The organism is Immundisolibacter cernigliae, from assembly GCF_001697225.1.
Classification (GTDB): domain Bacteria; phylum Pseudomonadota; class Gammaproteobacteria; order Immundisolibacterales; family Immundisolibacteraceae; genus Immundisolibacter; species Immundisolibacter cernigliae.
Genome location: NZ_CP014671.1, coordinates 2,780,239 through 2,798,534, shown reverse-complemented (window position 1 = coordinate 2,798,534; position 18,296 = coordinate 2,780,239). Strand labels below are relative to the sequence as shown.

At 67.9% G+C, this 18,296-nt stretch carries 15 protein-coding genes and 1 tRNA gene; 5 read left to right on the top strand and 11 right to left on the bottom strand.

What is annotated here, in order from left to right; translation table 11 throughout:
- Nucleotides 1-75: 75 nt before the first annotated feature.
- The gene (locus tag PG2T_RS15625) at nt 76-540 is read right to left on the bottom strand and encodes a DUF6998 domain-containing protein (RefSeq protein ID WP_075968223.1); all 465 of its coding nucleotides are present in this window, start codon (nt 538-540) and stop codon (nt 76-78) included.
- Between the two features lie 108 nt (nt 541-648).
- Between PG2T_RS15625 and PG2T_RS17070 the strand changes: the two genes are divergently transcribed.
- On the top strand, nt 649-915 hold the full coding sequence (locus tag PG2T_RS17070; RefSeq protein ID WP_075968191.1) for a phage integrase N-terminal SAM-like domain-containing protein: 267 nt from the start codon (nt 649-651) through the stop codon (nt 913-915).
- On the opposite strand, the gene uvrD is transcribed toward PG2T_RS17070, so the two are convergent.
- The 9 genes from uvrD to PG2T_RS13215 all read right to left on the bottom strand — a co-directional run bounded on the left by uvrD (nt 851) and on the right by PG2T_RS13215 (nt 10,430).
- Complete coding sequence (gene uvrD, locus PG2T_RS13255) at nt 851-3,130, bottom strand: DNA helicase II (protein ID WP_075968190.1); 2,280 nt, start codon at nt 3,128-3,130, stop codon at nt 851-853. The genes PG2T_RS17070 and uvrD overlap by 65 nt on opposite strands.
- A complete protein-coding gene (locus PG2T_RS13250) occupies nt 3,127-4,569 on the bottom strand; it encodes a M48 family metalloprotease (protein ID WP_068806457.1) in 1,443 nt (480 codons plus the stop codon). Before PG2T_RS13250 ends, uvrD begins: the two co-directional genes overlap by 4 nt.
- Before the next feature lie 5 nt (nt 4,570-4,574).
- On the bottom strand, nt 4,575-5,234 hold the full coding sequence (locus PG2T_RS13245) for a thermonuclease family protein (RefSeq protein WP_236953261.1): 660 nt from the start codon (nt 5,232-5,234) through the stop codon (nt 4,575-4,577).
- Nucleotides 5,235-5,365: 131 nt separating this feature from the next.
- Entirely contained in the window at nt 5,366-5,572 is a 207-nt protein-coding gene (rpmE, locus tag PG2T_RS13240) for a 50S ribosomal protein L31 (RefSeq protein ID WP_068806450.1), read from the bottom strand.
- Nucleotides 5,573-5,656: 84 nt separating this feature from the next.
- Nucleotides 5,657-6,634, bottom strand: coding sequence for a malate dehydrogenase (locus PG2T_RS13235; RefSeq protein WP_068806447.1), 978 nt, complete (start codon nt 6,632-6,634; stop codon nt 5,657-5,659).
- 54 nt (nt 6,635-6,688) lie between these two features.
- A complete protein-coding gene (gene rho / locus PG2T_RS13230) occupies nt 6,689-7,945 on the bottom strand; it encodes a transcription termination factor Rho (protein ID WP_068806444.1) in 1,257 nt (418 codons plus the stop codon).
- Between the two features lie 264 nt (nt 7,946-8,209).
- Nucleotides 8,210-8,536, bottom strand: coding sequence for a thioredoxin TrxA (trxA, locus tag PG2T_RS13225; protein ID WP_068806441.1), 327 nt, complete (start codon nt 8,534-8,536; stop codon nt 8,210-8,212).
- Nucleotides 8,537-8,668: 132 nt separating this feature from the next.
- Complete coding sequence (locus PG2T_RS13220) at nt 8,669-10,186, bottom strand: YifB family Mg chelatase-like AAA ATPase (protein ID WP_068806437.1); 1,518 nt, start codon at nt 10,184-10,186, stop codon at nt 8,669-8,671.
- 16 nt (nt 10,187-10,202) lie between these two features.
- Nucleotides 10,203-10,430: an accessory factor UbiK family protein gene (locus tag PG2T_RS13215; RefSeq protein WP_068806434.1), complete on the bottom strand. Its 228-nt coding sequence runs from the start codon at nt 10,428-10,430 to the stop codon at nt 10,203-10,205.
- Nucleotides 10,431-10,759: 329 nt separating this feature from the next.
- On the opposite strand from PG2T_RS13215, the gene PG2T_RS13210 reads away from it, so the two are divergent.
- The 4 genes from PG2T_RS13210 (at nt 10,760) to PG2T_RS13195 (ending at nt 15,810) form a co-directional block, all read left to right on the top strand.
- Nucleotides 10,760-11,098, top strand: coding sequence for a P-II family nitrogen regulator (locus tag PG2T_RS13210; protein ID WP_068806431.1), 339 nt, complete (start codon nt 10,760-10,762; stop codon nt 11,096-11,098).
- 61 nt (nt 11,099-11,159) lie between these two features.
- The gene (locus PG2T_RS13205; protein WP_162493359.1) at nt 11,160-12,482 is read left to right on the top strand and encodes an ammonium transporter; all 1,323 of its coding nucleotides are present in this window, start codon (nt 11,160-11,162) and stop codon (nt 12,480-12,482) included.
- A 179-nt stretch (nt 12,483-12,661) separates the two neighbouring features.
- Nucleotides 12,662-12,735, top strand: a tRNA-Thr gene (locus PG2T_RS13200).
- 159 nt (nt 12,736-12,894) lie between these two features.
- Entirely contained in the window at nt 12,895-15,810 is a 2,916-nt protein-coding gene (locus PG2T_RS13195; RefSeq protein WP_068806428.1) for an insulinase family protein, read from the top strand.
- Nucleotides 15,811-15,941: 131 nt separating this feature from the next.
- On the opposite strand, the gene PG2T_RS13190 is transcribed toward PG2T_RS13195, so the two are convergent.
- A complete protein-coding gene (locus PG2T_RS13190) occupies nt 15,942-18,254 on the bottom strand; it encodes a heavy metal translocating P-type ATPase (protein WP_068806425.1) in 2,313 nt (770 codons plus the stop codon).
- Between the last annotated feature and the right edge of the window lie 42 nt (nt 18,255-18,296).

Here is an 18,296-nt window from a genome sequence, read left to right as displayed (position 1 = left end):
CACATATCGAAAACATAACGTAAAAGTGAGGGGCTGCGCGCTTTTGCGCAGTCCCTCTCGACTGATGGGTTGGGCCTAGGCTGCACGTTGCCACCGAACATGGGCGATAGATTTGAACTGGGATATGCCCAGAGAGCCACGCTCGTTTCGAGACTTGGAACCCGGTTTTGTCAAGGCGGCTATTACTGCTTCACGCGGCGCTTCATAAATGACTGTGGCATCGAAGTTGCCGTCAAGGAGAACGAGTAGAACTGCATCGAATTTTTTCTTGATGTCGATGGAACCCATGCGCTGTCCGGGTTTGCTACCTTCAAGCACACACCGACCCTTGATTTGAAGGTGGAATACTTTGCCCTTACGAGTTTCGGTAGCATCGTAGCCTGCCTGCCTCGCGGGTGTGAGTGCAACCCCAAGAATGCGAGCAGCTTCATATTCAGCTACCTCTCCGGTTATGCCCAATGGCTTGCCTGTAAGGATGCGATATTTCTGAGCAAGCTTTTTAGCTTCAGCCAAAACTTCGAGTACCGGATCAATCGTCATCGAGAGGCCCAACGTAAGTTATCCGACATTTGTCGGAATAAATGTGTTATCAGACATGTCCGGTAATCTGGGCATCATGTGCCAACCTCATGATTCATAACGGTCACCATGCCCGACAAACACCGCCTGCACATGAACACGCGTCCTGCCTACCCTTCGGTGCCCCGGTCGCCCAGGCTGCTCGATCAGCTTGGCGATCGTCTCCGGTTGAAACACTACCGCCTGCGCACCGAACGTGCGTACGCTCAGTGGGTGAAAAGATACATCTACTTTCATGGCAGGCGCCACGCGGCGGCGCCTAGCGCAGCCGTCAGGCCGGCGTCAGGCCCGCCATGTCCAGCATCAGCCATTTGCTGCCGGCGCCGGCGAACTTGACCTGCACGCGGGTGCGCGGGCCCTGGCCTTCCAGGTCGGTGATGACGCCTTCGCCGAACTTGCCGTGGCGCACGCGCTGGCCTACCCACAGGCCGCTGTCGCTGTCGGGTGCCTTGGGTGGATCGTTCCAGGCGCTGACGCGGCGCGGTGGTGGCTGCAGGTCGGCACGTCCGCCGTCGCGGCGGCCGGGGCTCCAGTCCGAACGCGAGCCGCCGTGGCCGTAACTGCCCCGTTCGAAGCCACCGCTCGGGCGGGTGCTCATCGGTCGGTCGACCGTGCCGCGCAGGCGCACTTCGGTCAGGTGTTCGGCCGGGATTTCCTCGATGAAGCGCGAGGCCATGGCCGGGCGGGTTTCGCCGTGGATGCGCCGGCTCTCGGCGTAGCTCACGCACAGCCGCTCGCGGGCGCGCGTCAGGCCGACGTAGCACAGGCGCCGTTCTTCCTCCAGACGGGCCGGGTCGTCGATGGAGCGCTGGCTCGGGAACAGGCCCTCCTCCACCCCGACCAGGAACACCTGCCGGAATTCGAGCCCCTTGGCCGAGTGCAGGGTCATCAGCTGCACGCAGTCGGCGCCGGCCTCGCCCTGGGCGTCGCCGGCTTCGAGCGCCGCGTGGCTCAGGAAGGCGGTCAGCTCGTCCAGGTCTTCTTCCTCGTTCACGAACAGGCTGGCGGCGTTGACCAGTTCGTCCAGGTTCTCTACCCGGCCCTCGCCCCTGCCGTCCACGTCCTTGGCGTGGTGTTCCTTGAGGCCGCTGTCGCGGATGGCCATCAGCGCCTGGTCCATCAGCGGCTGGCCCTGGCAGGCGGCGCGCAGGCTCTGGATCAATTGCGCAAAGCCGCCGAGTGCCGCGGCTGTGCGGCCCGTCAGGCCGCCGCCCTGCAGCAGCCGGGTCAGCACCTCCCACATCGGCAGACCGCTGGCGCGGGCCTCGCCGCGCAGGGTGTCGAGGGTCTTGTCGCCGATGCCGCGCGGCGGCTGGTTGATGACGCGCTCGAAGGCCGTGTCGTCGGCCGGGTTGGCGATCAGGCGCAGGTACGCCAGTGCATCGCGGATCTCGGCCCGGTCGAAGAAGCGCTGGCCGCCGTACACGCGGTACTTGATGCGCCGCACCATGAGCGCTTCCTCGAACGCCCGTGACTGGGCGTTGGAGCGGTACAGGATGGCCGCTTCCGAGCGCGGGTTGCCGGCGGCGGTCCAGGCTTCGATCTGTTCGACCACGAAGCGCGCCTCGTCCTGCTCGTTGTAGGCGGCGTACAGGCGGATCGGCTCGCCGCTGCCGGCGTCCGACCACAGGTTCTTGCCCAGACGCTCGCGGTTGTGGGCGATCAGGGCATTGGCGGCGGCCAGGATGGTGCCGGTGGAGCGGTAGTTCTGTTCCAGACGCACGACCTTCACGTTCGGGAACTGGCGCTCGAACTCGCGCATGTTCTCCACCTTGGCGCCGCGCCAGCCGTAGATGGCCTGGTCGTCGTCGCCGACCGCGAACAGGCTGGTGTCCGGCCCGGCGAGGTTGCGCAGCCAGGCGTATTGCAGGGCGTTGGTGTCCTGGAACTCGTCGACCAGGATGTGGCGGAAGCGCCGCCGGTAGTGGTCGCGCAGCACCGGCTGCTGCACCCACAGTTCGTTGCTGCGCAGCAGCAGTTCGCCAAAGTCCACCATGCCGCCGCGCTCGCAGGCGGCCTCGTAGCGGCGGTACAGCTCGGCCAGCACGGCGCGATCCGCAAAGCCCTGCGTGTCCACATGGCGGGCGCGCTGGCCCTCATCCTTGCGGGCATTGATGAAGGCGGCCACCTGGGCCGGCTTGAGCGTCTCGTCGCCCAGTTCCTTGAGCAGGCGCTTGATCAGCCGCTGCTGGTCGTCGGAGTCCAGGATCTGGAAGGTTTCCGACAAGCCGGCGTCGCGCCAGTGGGCGCGCAGCAGACGGTGGGCGATGCCGTGAAACGTGCCCACCCACATGCCCCGCGGCGGCAGCGGCACCAGCTGGCCGATGCGCTCGCGCATTTCGGCCGCGGCCTTGTTGGTGAAGGTGACGGCCAGGATCTCCAGCGGCGCGGCGCGCTCGACCTCGATCAGCCAGGCGATGCGGTGCGTCAGCACGCGGGTCTTGCCGCTGCCGGCGCCGGCCAGCACCAGGGCGGTCTGGCCGGGCGCGGTGACGGCCTCGCGCTGCGGCGGGTTCAGGCGTTCGATCTGGCGTTCGAGACTCATGCTCATTCCACGATTTTCAGGATGTCGCCGGGCTTCGGTTCGCCCTGCGGGTAGTGGCCGTTCAGCAGCCGCAGCTGGGCCTGGGCGTCGCCGGGCAGGCGCGAGCCCTTGGCCAGGGCGGCGAAGCTGTCGCCGGCCGCGGCGGTTTTCAGGCGCAGGCGCAGTGGCTCGGCCAGCGCCTTCTCGTCCTCGCGCAGCGGGTGAAAGCCCAGCGCCGTCTGGCGCATGGCCGCGTCGACCGCCTGGCTGTCCGCCCCGTCCAGCGCCACGCTGGCCAGCACATACGCCTGGTTGCGATGAAAGATGACGCTGACGCGGCCGGGCCGGCCCTGGATTTTCAGTGACGCGGTGTAGCCGGGCAGCCCGGCCGGGCTGATTTCCTCGCCGGCCGGGTTCTTGATGCCGAGGCGGCGGATCATGAACTCGCGCGGCGTCTCACGCTGGTTCAGGTCCTGGCTGCTGAGCTGCGCCTGGGCCTTGCCGCCGGGTGCGATGGCCAGCAGCCGATCGGGCCGGTTCTCCAGCCGCCAGCCGGGCGGGAATTCGAGGGCGAAGTTAAGGTCGCGATGATAGAAGCGGTTGCCGCGGCGGATGCCCTGCGCCGCGCTGTCGCCGAACACCATGCCGTCGATGTGCTTCAGGAACGCATCGCGGCCGTTGTCGGCCGGCTTGTCGGGCGCCAGGAAGGACGCCTTTGTGAGCACCTCCTTCAGGCGCGTGTCCTCGTCCGGGTGACTGGCGAAAAGACCGTGGTAGGACTGCGGCTGCCGGCCTTCGGCCTTGGCCTGCGCTGCGGCGTAATCGCCCTGCGCCTTGAGCGTGCGCAGCACGCCCAGGATCGCCTGCGGGTCGTAGCCGGCGCGGGCCAGGTATTCGGCGCCCAGGCCGTCGGATTCGAGTTCGTGCTCGCGCCCGTAGCCGCTGAGCATGGCCTGACCCAGCACGCCCATGACGTTCTGACCCACGTTGCTGCCCAGGCCCGGCACGAAGATGCTGCCCAGCGTCATGCCCAATTGAGCGGCGGTGGCGGCGGTGTACTGGCGCACCGCGTGGCGGGCCGTGACGTGGCCGATTTCGTGCCCCAGCACGCCGGCCATTTCGGCCTCGCTGCCCAGGTATGCCAGCAGGCCGCGGGTGATGTAGATGTAGCCGCCGGGCAGCGCGAAGGCGTTGATGTCGGTGGAATCGACCACCGTGAAGCGGTAGATCAGGTTGCTGCGGTGGCTGTGGGCGGCGAGCTTCTCGCCCACGCCCTGCACGTAGGCTTGCAGCGCCGGATCGTCGTATTGACCGTACTGCTGGAGCACCTTGGGGTGCATGTCGCGACCGATGGAGATTTCCTGCGCCTCGGACATCAGCGCCATCTCGCGCCGGCCGCTGACCGGGTTGGTGGCGCAGGCGGCGAGCGTCAGACACAGACCGGTAATGGTGAGGAACTTGCGCATGGAGACTACTTGGACAGGTCGATCTGCGCCGGGTGCCACAGACGCAGCTGCGCAGCGCCGTTTCGGGACTGGATTTTGCCCCGCGCGATCACATCCCGGCCACGCCAGGCCAGGTGATCGGCCGGTTCGAAGCCTTTCCAGTCGGCGCGCGCGATGCGCAGCTGCACGCGCCGGTCGAGCTTCAGCAGTACCCAGTCGCCACGCTGCAGGGCGCTGGTGACCCGGCCGCGCACCAGGCGATAGCGGCCGTCGGCCAGGACCTTGCCGGCCGCCTGCGGCTGGTAGTCGGGCAAGGCCCACAGGCCGCGGCGGGCCACGCGGGCCTGCCGCTCGGCGGCCAGCAGGCAGTCCGCCAGGGCGACGTTCGGCGGCACGATGAAGCTCACCGCGAGTCCTTCGCGCAGCAGGGTTTCCTCCACGCTGGTGCCGTCCGGGCGGTAGGCATGCGCCAGCAGTCGGCCGTAGCGATCCTGTACCTGCCGGTCGCGCGCCAGACGCACCGGGCCGCCCTGAGGCAGCAAGCTTCGCGTGCGCTGCAGGGCGCGCTGCGCCAGCGGCTGCGGCGTACCCTTTCGGTAGTTCATCTCGGGCGTGTCGATGCCCAGCAGGCGCACGCGGCGGTCGTCGGCGAGGCGTAGCGTGTCGCCGTCGTAGTGCCCGGCCACGGTGCCCTGCTCCACAGGCCCTGGGGGCCGGCAGGCTGCCGGCGAGTTGCTCGCAAACAGAACACCGGCCAGAAACACAAAGGGCGCCAGGAGGCGCCCTTTGTGAGCGAGGCCGGCGAACCGGCCCGGCATCACGCCATGCCGTAGCGGCGCTTGAAGCGCTCCACTCGGCCGCGGCGGTCGCCGACCTTCTGCTTGCCGGTGTAGAACGGGTGGCAGCTGGAACACACGTCGATTGCCAGCTCCGGCTTGGCCAGCGCGGAACGGGTCTGGAAGGTGTTGCCGCAGCTGCAGGTGACGGTGACTTCTTCGTACTTGGGATGAATATCGGGTTTCATGGCGCGGTCTGGGTTGGGAGGGCACGGCGCGGCGGGCCGCGTAGGGTAGAAGAAAGCGGCCCGCCGGGCAAGTTTTAGCGCACGTCACAGCAGGTGCTGGACGGCCTCACGTTCTTCCAGCAGCTCCCGGGCGGTGGCATCCATGCGGGCGCGGCTGAAGGCGCTGACGGGGAGGTTCTGCACGATCTCGTAGCGCCCGTCGCGGCAGGTCACCGGATAGGAATAGATGATGCCCTCCGGGATGCCGTAGCTGCCGTCGCTGGGAATGCCCATGCTGACCCAGTCGCCGTCGGCGGTGCCCAGCGCCCAGGTGCGCATGTGATCGATGGCTGCCGACGCCGCCGAGGCGGCGCTCGACGCGCCGCGGGCGGCGATGATGGCGGCGCCGCGCTGCTGCACGGTGGGGATGAAGTCGGTCTCAAGCCAGGCCTGATCGACCAGTTCCGGCGCCGGACGGCCATCGACCAGCGTGTGCGAAATATCCGGGTACTGCGTGGAAGAGTGGTTACCCCACACGGTCATGCGGCGGATGGCCGGCACCGTCGAGCCGGTTTTGGCAGCCAGCTGGCTGATGGCACGGTTGTGGTCCAGGCGCATCATGGCCGTGAACTGGCGCGGGTCCAGGTCCGGTGCGCTGCGCATGGCGATCAGGGCGTTGGTGTTGGCCGGGTTGCCGACCACCAGCACCTTCACGCCGCGGCTGGCGTGGTCGTTCAGCGCCTTGCCCTGCACGGTGAAGATGGCGCCGTTGGCCTCCAGCAGGTCCTTGCGCTCCATGCCCGGACCGCGCGGGCGGGCACCGACCAGGATGGCGTAGTCGGCATCCTTGAAGCCGACCGCCGGATCGTCGGTGGCCACGATATCGGCCAGCAGCGGGAACGCGCAGTCGCGCAGTTCCATGCTCACGCCTTCGAGCGCCTTCAGGGCCGGCGTGACTTCCAGCAGGTGCAGGATGACCGGCTGGTCGGGGCCGAGCATGTCGCCGGCGGCGATGCGGAACAGCAGTGCGTAGCCGATATTGCCGGCGCAGCCGGTGACAGCGATGCGGACGGGCTTGTTCACGGGACGGGTCCTCAGCGGGTTGCGGATTAAATTAATAAAAGGAACAGGCCGATATCAGGCCTTCATGGAGGCGAAGAACTCGCCGTTGCTCTTGGTGTTCTTGAGGCGTTCGAGCAGGAATTCCATGGCTGCGACCTCGTCCATGGAGGCCAGCAGGCGGCGCAGGATCCACACCTTTTGCACTTCGTCCGGCTTCATCAGCAGCTCCTCGCGGCGGGTGCCGGAGCGGTTGATGTTGATGGCCGGGAAGATGCGCCGCTCGGCAATCTTGCGTTCGAGGTGGATTTCCATGTTGCCGGTGCCCTTGAACTCCTCGTAGATCACGTCATCCATGCGCGAGCCGGTCTCGACCAGCGTGGTGGCGATGATGGTCAGGCTGCCGCCTTCCTCGATGTTGCGGGCGGCGCCAAAGAATTTCTTCGGCTTGTCCAGGGCGTGGGCATCGACACCGCCGGTCAGCACCTTGCCCGAGGACGGGATGACGGTGTTGTAGGCGCGCGCCAGGCGCGTGATGGAATCGAGCAGGATCACCACGTCGCGCTTGTGCTCGACCAGACGCTTGGCCTTCTCGATCACCATGTCGGCCACCTGTACGTGGCGCGTGGCGGCCTCGTCGAAGGTGCTGGCGATGACCTCGCCGCGCACCGTGCGGCGCATTTCGGTCACTTCCTCCGGCCGCTCGTCGATGAGCAGCACCATGAGGTAGATCTCGGGGTGGTTGGCGGTCAGCGAGTGGGCGACCGACTGCAACATCATGGTCTTGCCGGCCTTGGGCGGCGACACGATCAAGCCGCGCTGGCCTTTGCCGATCGGCGCCACCATGTCGATGATGCGCGGGGTGATGTCCTCGGTGGTGCCGTTGCCGCGCTCGAGCGTGAAGCGCTCGTCGGCGAACAGGGGCGTCAGGTTCTCGAACAGAATCTTGTTGCGGGCCGCTTCCAGCGGCTCGAAGTTCAGCTCGTCGATCTTGAGCAGCGCGAAGTAGCGCTCGCCGTCCTTGGGCGGGCGAATCTTGCCGGAGATGGTGTCGCCGGTGCGCAGGCCGAAGCGGCGGATTTGACTGGGCGAGACGTAGATGTCGTCCAGGCTCGCCAGGTAGGAATTGGTGTTCGAGCGCAGGAAGCCGTAGCCGTCCGGCAGCATTTCCATCACGCCTTCGCCGAAGATGTCCTCGCCCTTGCGGGCGTGGGCCTTGAGCAGGGCAAAGATGATTTCTTCCTTGCGCTGGCGGGAGGCACCCTCCAGACGCGATTCCTGGGCCATGGCCACCAGTTCGGCCACCGGCGTGAGTTTCAGCGCGGTCAGATTCATATGTGTTTGCGGATTTGACGAGGAGCACCGCGAAAGCGAAGGGGCGGCGCAGTTGGAGAGGCAGTCCGGGGGACGGACCGGGAATGAAAACCTGCGAAAAACTTGTTGTTGTTGGCATGTCGCGGCAACAACCGGACACCCTGAACCTTCAGAACGTTTATCGGGAATCGTCTACAGCTGAGCGGCTGGCCTGAAGATTGAGAGCCCGCTCGTGCCAATCGAACTATCGGCGCCAGCGATGGGCGACTTGAGAAAAAGCCGGGATCAGAGATTGCTGTCCAGCCACGCGGCAAGCTGCGACTTCGACAGGGCACCGACCTTGGTGGCCTCCACATTGCCGTCCTTGAACAGCATCAGGGTCGGAATGCCGCGAATGCCGTAGCGCGGCGGCGTCTTGGGGTTCTCGTCCACGTTCAGCTTGGCCACCGTCAGGCGCCCGGCGTACTCCTTGCCGACCTCGTCGAGCACCGGCGCGATCATCTTGCACGGGCCACACCACTCGGCCCAGTAGTCGACCAGTACCGGCCCCGGCGCCTGCAGGACATCCTGCTCGAAGGAGTCGTCAGAAATGTGCTTGACGTGTTCGCTCATGGACTCTGGTTATGGATCGACAGTGGCAGGGACGCAGGGCAGGCCTGCGTGGGCGGTGGCATTGCGCCGGGCCGACGGGAAACAAAGGCTGGTTGGCATTCTAGTCGCAGTCGGACGCAAGTCAACAACCCATCAATACGCACTGTGGGGCCGCCGATCGAGCAAGCGATACTGCAGCGCCTCGGCCAGGTGCGGCATGTCGAGCGCCTCGCTGCCGGCAAGATCGGCACAGGTGCGGGCAATGCGCAGCACCCGGTGCGTGGCCCGCGCGGACAGCCCGAGGGTGCCGATGGCGCGCGCCAGGAACTGCTGCTGGGACTCGGTCAGCCGCGCATGCCGGCGCAGGCCGGCCGGGTCCAGACGCGCGTTCAGGCAACCACTGCGGGCGAACTGGCGCTGCTGCGCTGCTTGCACGCGCTCGCGCACCGCGGCCGACGGCTCGGCGCCGGCGTGCTCCTGCGCCAGCAGCAGCTCGTGCGCGACCGGCGGCAGCTCCACGTGCAGGTCGATGCGGTCCAGCAGCGGTCCGGACAAGCGGCCGCGGTAACGGCGCACCTGCTCCGGGGTGCAGCGACAGCGGCCGCCGGCATCGCCCAGATACCCGCAGGGGCACGGATTCATGGCCGCCACCAGCTGAAAACGGGCCGGGAATTCGGCTTTCAGCGCCGCCCGGGCAATGCTGATGTGCCCGGACTCCAGCGGCTCGCGCAGCACTTCCAGCACCTGGCGGTCGAACTCCGGCAGCTCGTCCAGAAACAGCACGCCGTGATGGGCGAGCGAGATCTCGCCCGGCCGCGGCGTGGTGCCGCCGCCGGCCAGTGCCGCGGCGGAGGCCGTGTGGTGGGGTGCGCGCACCGGCCGCTGGCCCCAGTGGCGGACATCGAAACCCCCGACGCTGATCGACTGCACCGCCGCCGTCTCGAGCGCCTCCTGCTCGGTCAGCGGCGGCAGGATGCCCGGCAGGCGCGTGGCCAGCATGGTCTTGCCGGCGCCCGGCGGGCCCAGCATCAGCAGGCTGTGACCGCCGGCGGCGGCGATTTCCAGCGCCCGGCGCGCAGCTGGCTGGCCGCGCACGTCGGCCAGATCGGGCACGCAGGCGCCGTCCAACGGTACCGCCCGCTGCGCTGCCGCAAGCGGCGCGTTGCCGGTCAGGTGGCCGCACACCGCCAGCAGGTGTTCGGCACCGTAGGCGGTCAGATCCGGCGCCAGCGCCGCTTCAGCCGCGTTGGCCTGCGGCAGCACCAGACGCGCACCGGCGCGCTGCGCCTGCAAGGCCACCGGCAATACGCCACGCACCGGACGCAGTTCGCCGCCCAGGCCCAGTTCGCCGATGAACTCGTAGCCGTCCAGACAATCCGTCGGGAGCTGGCCGGAGGCGACCAGGATGGCCAGCGCGATGCCCAGATCGAAGCGTCCACCTTCCTTGGGCAGGTCGGCCGGGGCGAGGTTGATGGTGACGCGCCGGGCTGGAAATTCGAAGCCGCTGTTCAGCAGCGCGCTGCGCACGCGGTCCCTGGCCTCGCGCACGGCGGTTTCCGGCAGACCGACGATGGCCAGCGCCGGGAGGCCTCCAGTCAGATGCGCCTCGATCGTGACCAGCGGCGCGTCGATGCCGAACTGGGCGCGGCTGCGCAGGATCGCCAGCGACATGGGCGCCCGCGGATGGTCAGGGATTGCCGTCGAGACGGGCGGCGAGGGCCTCGACCTGTGCCTGCACCCGGGTCAGGCGTTCGCGGGCATCCTCCAGCAGCGCGCGCTGCACCTCGAATTCCTCCCGACTCGGCAACCCCAGTCGCTGGCTCAGGCGTTGCACCGTCACAGTGCGAAGGCCCTCCAGTTCGCTGGCGATGCCGTGCAGCCAGTGCAGCGGCGAAGGTGGCACGGGATTGGTCATCGCAATCACTCCGGACGGGGCGGCACCGCTCGCTACGGAGTCGCCCTGATTAAGGTCAGACGTCCAATTCAAATGCACTTATATGGTGCAAACGATCGCCTTGAGATGTCGTACAAACCCTATTCTCGCTTCGTTTCCGACTATACCCCAATGCCCGACCGCCACTTTGGCACAGGCCGTGCTTAACAGGCCCTACTGGTACATGCCGGTTCAGTCCGCACCGTCTCGCCTCCCTGAACGGGGGCTGGTGATGCGCTTGATATCGCGGTGCCGGGGGCAGGCTGCCCAGAGGCCTGCCTGCGGTTCCGTCTTGCCCGAGGAGTACTGCAATGAAGATGGTCTGTGCGGTGATCAAGCCGTTCAAGCTTGACGATGTGCGCGAGGCGCTGTCGGGGGTCGGGGTGCAAGGCATCACGGTCACCGAGGTGAAAGGGTTCGGTCGCCAGAAAGGGCACACCGAACTTTATCGCGGCGCCGAATATGTCGTGGATTTCCTGCCCAAGGTAAAAATCGAGGTCGCGGTCGACGAGACGGACGTCGACCGTGTCATCGAGGCAATCACCAACTCTGCCAACACCGGCAAGATCGGTGACGGCAAGATTTTCGTCTATGACCTGGGGCAGGTCATTCGTATTCGTACCGGCGAGACCGGTGCCGACGCGCTGTAGCGCCGACGCGCCGGTTCGTGGCCGACGAATCCTTAACTGAGGGAGCTTATCGATGAAAACCCTGATGCGACGCGGGCTTGCCGCACTGGCAACGATCGGGCTGTGCCTGCCCGGCCTGGCACTGGCAGAAGAGGCAGCAGGCCCGGTCCTGAATTCTGGCGACACCGCCTGGATGCTGACCTCGACCGCGCTGGTGCTGTTCATGACCATCCCGGGCCTGGCCCTGTTTTACGCCGGCATGGTGCGCAGCAAGAACGTGTTGTCGGTGTTGATGCAGTGTTTTGCTATCACGGCGCTCATCACGGTGCTGTGGACGATTTACGGCTACAGCATGGCGTTCGATACCACCGGCATGGAGCAGGGGGTGGTCAACCTGAACAGCTTCGTCGGTGGGCTGAGCAAGGCCTTCCTGAGCGGCCTGACCGTCGAAAGCCTGACCATGACCATCCCGGAATCGGTGTTCATGTGCTTCCAGATGACCTTTGCCATCATCACGCCGGCGCTCATCGTCGGCGCCTTTGCCGAGCGCATGAAGTTCTCGGCCATGATGTGGTTCATGGCGCTGTGGTTCACCATCGTCTATACGCCTACCGCGCACATGGTGTGGAGCGGCAACGGCGGCCTGATGTGGGACTGGGGCGTGCTGGACTTCGCCGGCGGTACCGTGGTGCACATCAACGCCGGCATCGCCGGTCTGGTGGCCTGCCTGGTGCTGGGCCCCCGCAAGGGCTTTCCGACCACCGCCATGCCGCCGCATAACCTGGGCTACACGCTGATCGGCGCCTCCATGCTGTGGGTGGGCTGGTTCGGCTTCAATGCCGGCAGCGCGGTGGCCGCCAACGGTACGGCCGGCATGGCCATGGCGGTGACGCAGATCGCCACGGCAGCGGCGGCGCTCGGCTGGATGTTCATCGAGTGGATCAGCCACGGCAAGCCGAGCGTGCTGGGCATCGCGTCGGGCGCGGTCGCCGGTCTGGTTGCCATCACCCCTGCCTCCGGCTTCGTCGGCCCGATGGGCGCGCTGGTGATCGGCGTCGTGGCCGGTGTGCTGTGCTTCCTGGCAGCCACCAAGATGAAGCGCGCCTTCGGCTACGACGACTCGCTCGACGTGTTCGGCGTGCATGGCGTCGGCGGCATCATCGGCGCGCTGCTGACCGGCGTGTTCGCCGCGGCCAGCCTGGGCGGTGTCAAGACCGAGTTCGACATGGCCGCACAGCTGTGGATTCAGCTCAAGGGCGTGCTGGTGACGGTCGGCTTCAGCGGCATCGCCACCTTCATCATCCTGAAGGTGATCGACCTGGTGATCGGCCTGCGCGCCACACCCGAGCAGGAGAACGAAGGCCTCGATCTGGCCCTGCACGACGAACGCGGCTACAACCTCTAAAGCCATTCGGTGTGCCAAAAGGGCCGGGGGGCACCCTCCCCGGCCCTTTTTTTGTTGCCGGACGCCTGCCTCGTCGACCAAACGCCGCGGTGTAAAATGCTCCGCCGCTGCAGTCCCCAGAATGAAGCCGCGGCCCCGCGCCGCCGAAGCCCCGGGGAAGCGATGCGCCGAGGCAACACGCCCCTATAGCTGGAAGGTCTAGCAGACGCCTTGTAAGCGTCAGACCCGAGTTCGATTCTCGGTGGGGGCACCAACACGGCACGCCAGTCGATCATCCGTCGTCGCGCGGCCCGCTCCTGCTGCCGATGTCCGGGGGCCGGCTCATCGCCGTCGTTGGGCAGCCCGCCCGGTTGCCTCACAGCCCCCTGCTAAACTGGCCTCATCCCTTATTCGTCGACACAACGGCCACGGCATGACCCATCCCGCTTTCGAATTGGTGCGCAGCGAGCGCGTGTCGGCGCTGAGCCTCACGGTCGAGGAGTACCGCCACCGCGTCACCGGCGCCCGGCACATCCACCTGGCCGCCGCCGACGACAACAACGCCTTCCTGGTGGCCTTCCTGACCGTGCCGCAGGACTCGACCGGTGTCGCCCATATCCTGGAACACACTGCCCTGTGCGGCAGCCGCCACTACCCGGTGCGCGATCCGTTCTTCCTGATGCTGCGCCGCTCGCTGAACACCTTCATGAACGCCATGACGGCCAGCGACTGGACCGCCTACCCGTTCGCCAGTCAGAACCGCAAGGACTTCTTCAACCTGCTGGACGTGTACCTGGACGCGGCCTTCTTCCCGACGCTCGATCCGCTCGATTTCGCCCAGGAAGGCCATCGGCTCGAATTCGCCGAGGCCGGCAATCCCGACTCCGAGCTCACCTTCAAGGGCGTGGTGTTCAACGAGATGAAGGGCGCCATGAGCGCACCGGTGTCGGCACTGTGGCAGGCACTGGCGCGCGAGGTCTACCCGACCACCACCTACCATCACAACTCCGGCGGCGACCCGCAGCACATCCCGGACCTCACCTACGAACAGCTCAAGGCCTTCCACGCCCGGCACTACCACCCCAGCAACGCGACCTTCTTCACTTACGGCGACATCCCGGCCGCCGAGCACCAGGCCATCATGGAAGACCGCGTGCTGCGCCATTTCGAGCGCCTGGACATCGACCTTCGCGTGCCGCCCGAACAGCGCTACCCGGCCCCGCGCGTGGTGCAGGAAACCTACGCCGCCGAGGACGGCGATACCGCGCGCAAGACGCACATCGTGCTCGGCTGGCTGCTGGGCGACATGACCGACCTGGACCAGGTGCTGCGCCTTAACCTGCTGTCGCGCCTGCTGCTGGACAACTCATCCTCGCCGCTGATGAATGCGCTGGAGACCACCGAGCTTGGCAGCGCGCCCTCGCCGCTGTGCGGCCTGGACGATTCGGCGCGCGAACTGCTGTTCGCGGCCGGCGTCGAGGGCTCGGAGCCGGAACACGCCGAGGCGGTCGAAAAACTGGTGCTCGACGTGCTGGCGCAGGTGGCCGAAAGCGGCGTGCCGGCCGAGCAGGTCGAGGCCATGCTGCACCAGATCGAGCTTGGCAGGCGCGAGATCGGCGGCGACCGCTACCCCTACGGCCTGCAACTGATCATGAACGCCCTGCCGCAGGCCGTGCACCATGGCGATCCGGTGCAGGCGCTGGGCATCGACGCCGCACTCGAGCGCCTGCGCGCCGCCGCCGCCGAGCCCGGTTTCGTGCAGAACGAAGTGCGCCGCTGGCTGCTGGACAACCCGCATCGCGTGCGCCTGACGATGACGCCCGACGCCACTCAGGCCGAGCGCGAGCTGGCCGCCGAGAAGGCCCGCCTGGCGGCGCTTCGCGAAGGCCTCTCCGCCACGCAGCGCGAGCGCATCGTGGCCCAGGCCAAGGCGCTCGAAACCCGCCAGGCACAGCAGGACGACCCCGACATCCTGCCGCGCGTGACCCGCAAGGACGTCGCCCCGGCGCTGAAGATTCCGCCCGCCGTACACGAACCGGTGGTCGGCCTGCCGGCCACCTGGTACGACCAACCGACCAACGGCCTGGTCTACCAGCAGATCGTCATCGACCTGCCGCCGCTGGACGACGAGGCCCTCGAGCTGCTGCCGCTGCTGGCCGAAACGCTCAGCGAAGTCGGCGCCGGCGGCCGCGACTACACGCAAACGCAGGCCCTGCAGGCGGCGCTGACCGGCGGCATCAGCGCCAGCGCCAGCGTCGGCGCACTGGCGGCGGACAGCCAGACCAGCCGCGGCCTGTTCGTGGTGTCCGGCAAGGCACTGGTGCGCAACCACGGCGCGCTGTCGAAGCTGCTGCACGAGACGCTGCACACGGCGCGTTTCGACGAACTCGCCCGCCTGCGCGAGCTGATCGCCCAGGCCCGGATGAGTGACGAGAACTCGGTCACCGGCAACGGCCACGCGCTGGCGATGGCCGCCGCCAGCGCCGGCATGAGTCCGGTGGCGCGGCTTGCCCACCAGTGGTCGGGCCTGGCCGGCATCAAGGCCATCAAGGCGCTCGACGACAGCCTGAACGATCCGGCCGCGCTCAAGGCGCTGGGCGACCGATTGGGCGAACTGCGCGCGCGCATCGCTGCCGCACCGGTGCAGTTCGTCATCGTGGCCGAGGACGAACAACACCCCGACATCGCCCTGCGCCTGGCGCAGGTGTGGCAGGACACCGGCGCCAGGCCCAGCGGGTCGGATCAGACCCTGGCCCTGGCGCCGGTCAGCGGCCGCGTGGCCGAGGCCTGGACCACCAACACGCAGGTCAATTTCTGCGCCCGCGCCTATCCTGCCGTGGCCTGGAGCCACCCGGACGCGCCGGCCCTGACGGTGCTGGGCGGCTACCTGCGCAATGGCTTTCTGCACACCGCGATCCGCGAAAAGGGCGGCGCCTATGGCGGCGGGGCCGGCTTCGACGCCGACAGCGCGGCGTTTCGCTTCTACAGCTACCGCGACCCGCGCCTGGCCGAGACGCTGGCCGACTTCGAGCGTGCCCTGGCCTGGCTGCACGACGCGGACCACCCGCCGCAGGCGGTGGAAGAAGCGATCCTGGGCGTGATTGGCGCCATCGATCGCCCGGCCTCACCGGCCGGCGAGGCGCGCAAGGCCTTTCATGCCGGCCTGTTCGGCCGCACCGCCGAGGCCCGCCAGGCCTACCGGCAGGCCGTGCTGGGCGTCACGCTGGACGATTTGCGCCGGGTGGCGGCGACCTATCTGGTGCCCGAGCGCGCCAGCACGGCCGTCGTCACCAGCCCGGCGGCATTGGAAAAGGCCGGCGGTCTGGGCCTGACGCCGATCCGCCTGTAGCGGGCCACCGGGCGCGCTTGCCGGGGATGGCGCAGCGTCGGCCATCGGCCGGCACCCGCGCGGTGAAGGCCGGCAGCTGGCGCCACCCGCCGATGATCCGGTTCAGGAAACCGTACGCCACGATCGGCTGCTCACGCCCGCACCCGGTTCAACCGCAGCGCATTGCCGATCACCGACACCGAGCTGAGGGACATGGCCGCCGCCGCGATCATCGGCGACAGCAGAATGCCGAAGAACGGATACAGCACGCCGGCGGCGATGGGCACGCCCAGGCTGTTGTAGCCGAAGGCGAACCACAGGTTCTGGCGGATGTTGCGCATGGCGGCGCGCGACAGGCGGATGGCGCGCACGATGCCGGTCAGATCACCCTTCACCAGGGTCACTCCGGCGCTTTCCATGGCCACGTCGGTGCCGGTGCCCATGGCGATGCCGACCTGGGCCTGGGCCAGCGCCGGGGCGTCGTTGATGCCGTCGCCGGCCATGGCGACGAAGCGGCCCTGGGCCTGCAGTTCCTTGATCTTCTGCGCCTTCTGGTCCGGCTGCACCTCGGCCATCACCTCGTCGATGCCGAGCTTCCCGGCCACCGCCCGCGCCGTGGTCGCGCTGTCGCCGGTGAGCATGACGATGCGGATGCCCTCCTCGTGCAGGGCGCGGATGGCCGCGGGCGTGGTTTCCTTGATCGGATCGGCCACCGCCACCAGCCCGGCGGCGCGGCCGTCCACGGCCAGGAACATGGCGGTCTTGCCCTCGCCGCGCAGCGCCTCGGCGCGCTCGGCCAGTGCTCCGAGCTCGACACCCAGCGAATCCATCAGCGCGCGGTTGCCGAGCGCCACGTCCCGGCCCTGGACGCGCCCGCGCACGCCCTGGCCGGTAACCGAATCGAAATCCTCGTAGCGGCCCGGCTCGATGCCGCGCGCCTCGGCGCCGGCGACGATGGCGGCCGCCAATGGGTGCTCGCTGCCGCGCTCCAGCGTCGCCGCCAGGCGCAGGACTTCGCTTTCGTCGAAGCCTTCGGCGACCACCACGTCCTGCAACCGCGGCCGGCCTTCGGTGAGGGTGCCGGTCTTGTCGACCACCAGGGTGTCGACGTCGCGCAGGGTCTGGATGGCCTCGGCGCTCTTGAACAGCACCCCCAGCGAGGCGCCCTTGCCGCTGGCCACCATGATCGACATGGGCGTGGCCAGCCCCAGCGCGCAGGGACAGGCGATGATCAGCACGGCCACCGCATTGATGAGCGCATAGGCCATGGCCGGCTGCGGCCCGAAGACGCTCCAGATGATGAAGGTGAGGATGGCGACGCCGACCACGGCCTGGACGAAGTACGCCGCCACCAGGTCCACCAGGTTCTGGATGGGCGCGCGCGAACGGCTGGCCTCGGCCACCATCTGCACGATCTGCGCGAGCAGGGTATCGCTGCCCACCCGCCGGGCCTCGATCAGCAGCGAACCCGTGCCGTTGACGGTGGCGCCGATCACCGTGTCGCCGGCGGATTTTTCCACCGGGATCGGCTCGCCGGAGATCATGGATTCGTCGATGGCGCTGTGGCCTTCCACCACCACGCCGTCCACCGGCACCTTCTCGCCGGGCCGCACCCGCAGCCGGTCGCCGATCTGCACATCTTCGAGCGGCACGTCGCGCTCGCTGCCGTCGGCCTCGATGCGCCGGGCAGTCTTGGGCGCCAGCCCCAGCAGCGCGCGGATGGCTCCAGTGGTGGCGCTGCGCGCGCGCAGCTCCAGCACCTGCCCCAGCAGCACCAGGGTGACGATGACGGCCGCCGCCTCGAAGTACACGCCGACCTGGCCGCCGTGCGTCCGGAACGCAGCGGGAAAGAGTCCCGGCACCAGCGTGGCGACGACGCTGTAGACGTAGGCCACGCCGACCCCCAGCCCGATCAGCGTGAACATGTTCAGATTCCAGGTCCGCACCGAGCGCCAACCGCGCACGAAAAATGGCCAGCCGCTCCACAGCACCACGGGAGTGGCGAGCGCCAGCTCCAGCCAGCGTCCGGTGGCGCCGTGCGGCAGCAGGCCGGCAAGGCCCGGCACCATCGCGCCCATGACCAGCACCAGCACCGGCAGCGTGAATGCCACCGCCAGCCACAGCCGGCGGGTCATGTCGGTGAGCTCCGGGTTGTCCTCCGCCTCGGCGCTGACCGCCAGCGGCTCCAGGGCCATGCCGCAGATCGGGCAGTCGCCGGGGTGGTCCTGACGTACCTCGGGGTGCATGGGGCAGGTGTAAATCGCCCCCGGTGGAGCCGGCGGCGCGGGCCGGGCCGCATGGTGGCCCTGGTCGCCGGCGCCAGTGGTCACAAACGCCGCCGGATCGGCGACGAAGCGGTCATGACAGCGACTGGAGCAGAAGTAAAACGTCGCGCCCGAGTACTGCACGGTGGCTGCCGCCCGGTCCTCCGCCACCTGCATGCCACATACCGGGTCTTTCGCCATGTCGGTCTCCGTGTCGAATAGTCGTTACGTGCGGCCGTCCCG

What these genes read in the sequence shown, in the direction of transcription:
- PG2T_RS15625 (WP_075968223.1), bottom strand. Translation starts at nt 540, where the DNA reads ATGACGATTGATCCGGTACTCGAAGTTTTGGCTGAAGCTAAAAAGCTT.
- PG2T_RS17070 (WP_075968191.1), top strand. Translation starts at nt 649, where the DNA reads ATGCCCGACAAACACCGCCTGCACATGAACACGCGTCCTGCCTACCCT.
- uvrD (WP_075968190.1), bottom strand. Translation starts at nt 3,130, where the DNA reads ATGAGCATGAGTCTCGAACGCCAGATCGAACGCCTGAACCCGCCGCAG.
- PG2T_RS13250 (WP_068806457.1), bottom strand. Translation starts at nt 4,569, where the DNA reads ATGCGCAAGTTCCTCACCATTACCGGTCTGTGTCTGACGCTCGCCGCC.
- rpmE (WP_068806450.1), bottom strand. Translation starts at nt 5,572, where the DNA reads ATGAAACCCGATATTCATCCCAAGTACGAAGAAGTCACCGTCACCTGC.
- rho (WP_068806444.1), bottom strand. Translation starts at nt 7,945, where the DNA reads ATGAATCTGACCGCGCTGAAACTCACGCCGGTGGCCGAACTGGTGGCC.
- trxA (WP_068806441.1), bottom strand. Translation starts at nt 8,536, where the DNA reads ATGAGCGAACACGTCAAGCACATTTCTGACGACTCCTTCGAGCAGGAT.
- PG2T_RS13220 (WP_068806437.1), bottom strand. Translation starts at nt 10,186, where the DNA reads ATGTCGCTGGCGATCCTGCGCAGCCGCGCCCAGTTCGGCATCGACGCG.
- PG2T_RS13215 (WP_068806434.1), bottom strand. Translation starts at nt 10,430, where the DNA reads ATGACCAATCCCGTGCCACCTTCGCCGCTGCACTGGCTGCACGGCATC.
- PG2T_RS13210 (WP_068806431.1), top strand. Translation starts at nt 10,760, where the DNA reads ATGAAGATGGTCTGTGCGGTGATCAAGCCGTTCAAGCTTGACGATGTG.
- PG2T_RS13195 (WP_068806428.1), top strand. Translation starts at nt 12,895, where the DNA reads ATGACCCATCCCGCTTTCGAATTGGTGCGCAGCGAGCGCGTGTCGGCG.
- PG2T_RS13190 (WP_068806425.1), bottom strand. Translation starts at nt 18,254, where the DNA reads ATGGCGAAAGACCCGGTATGTGGCATGCAGGTGGCGGAGGACCGGGCG.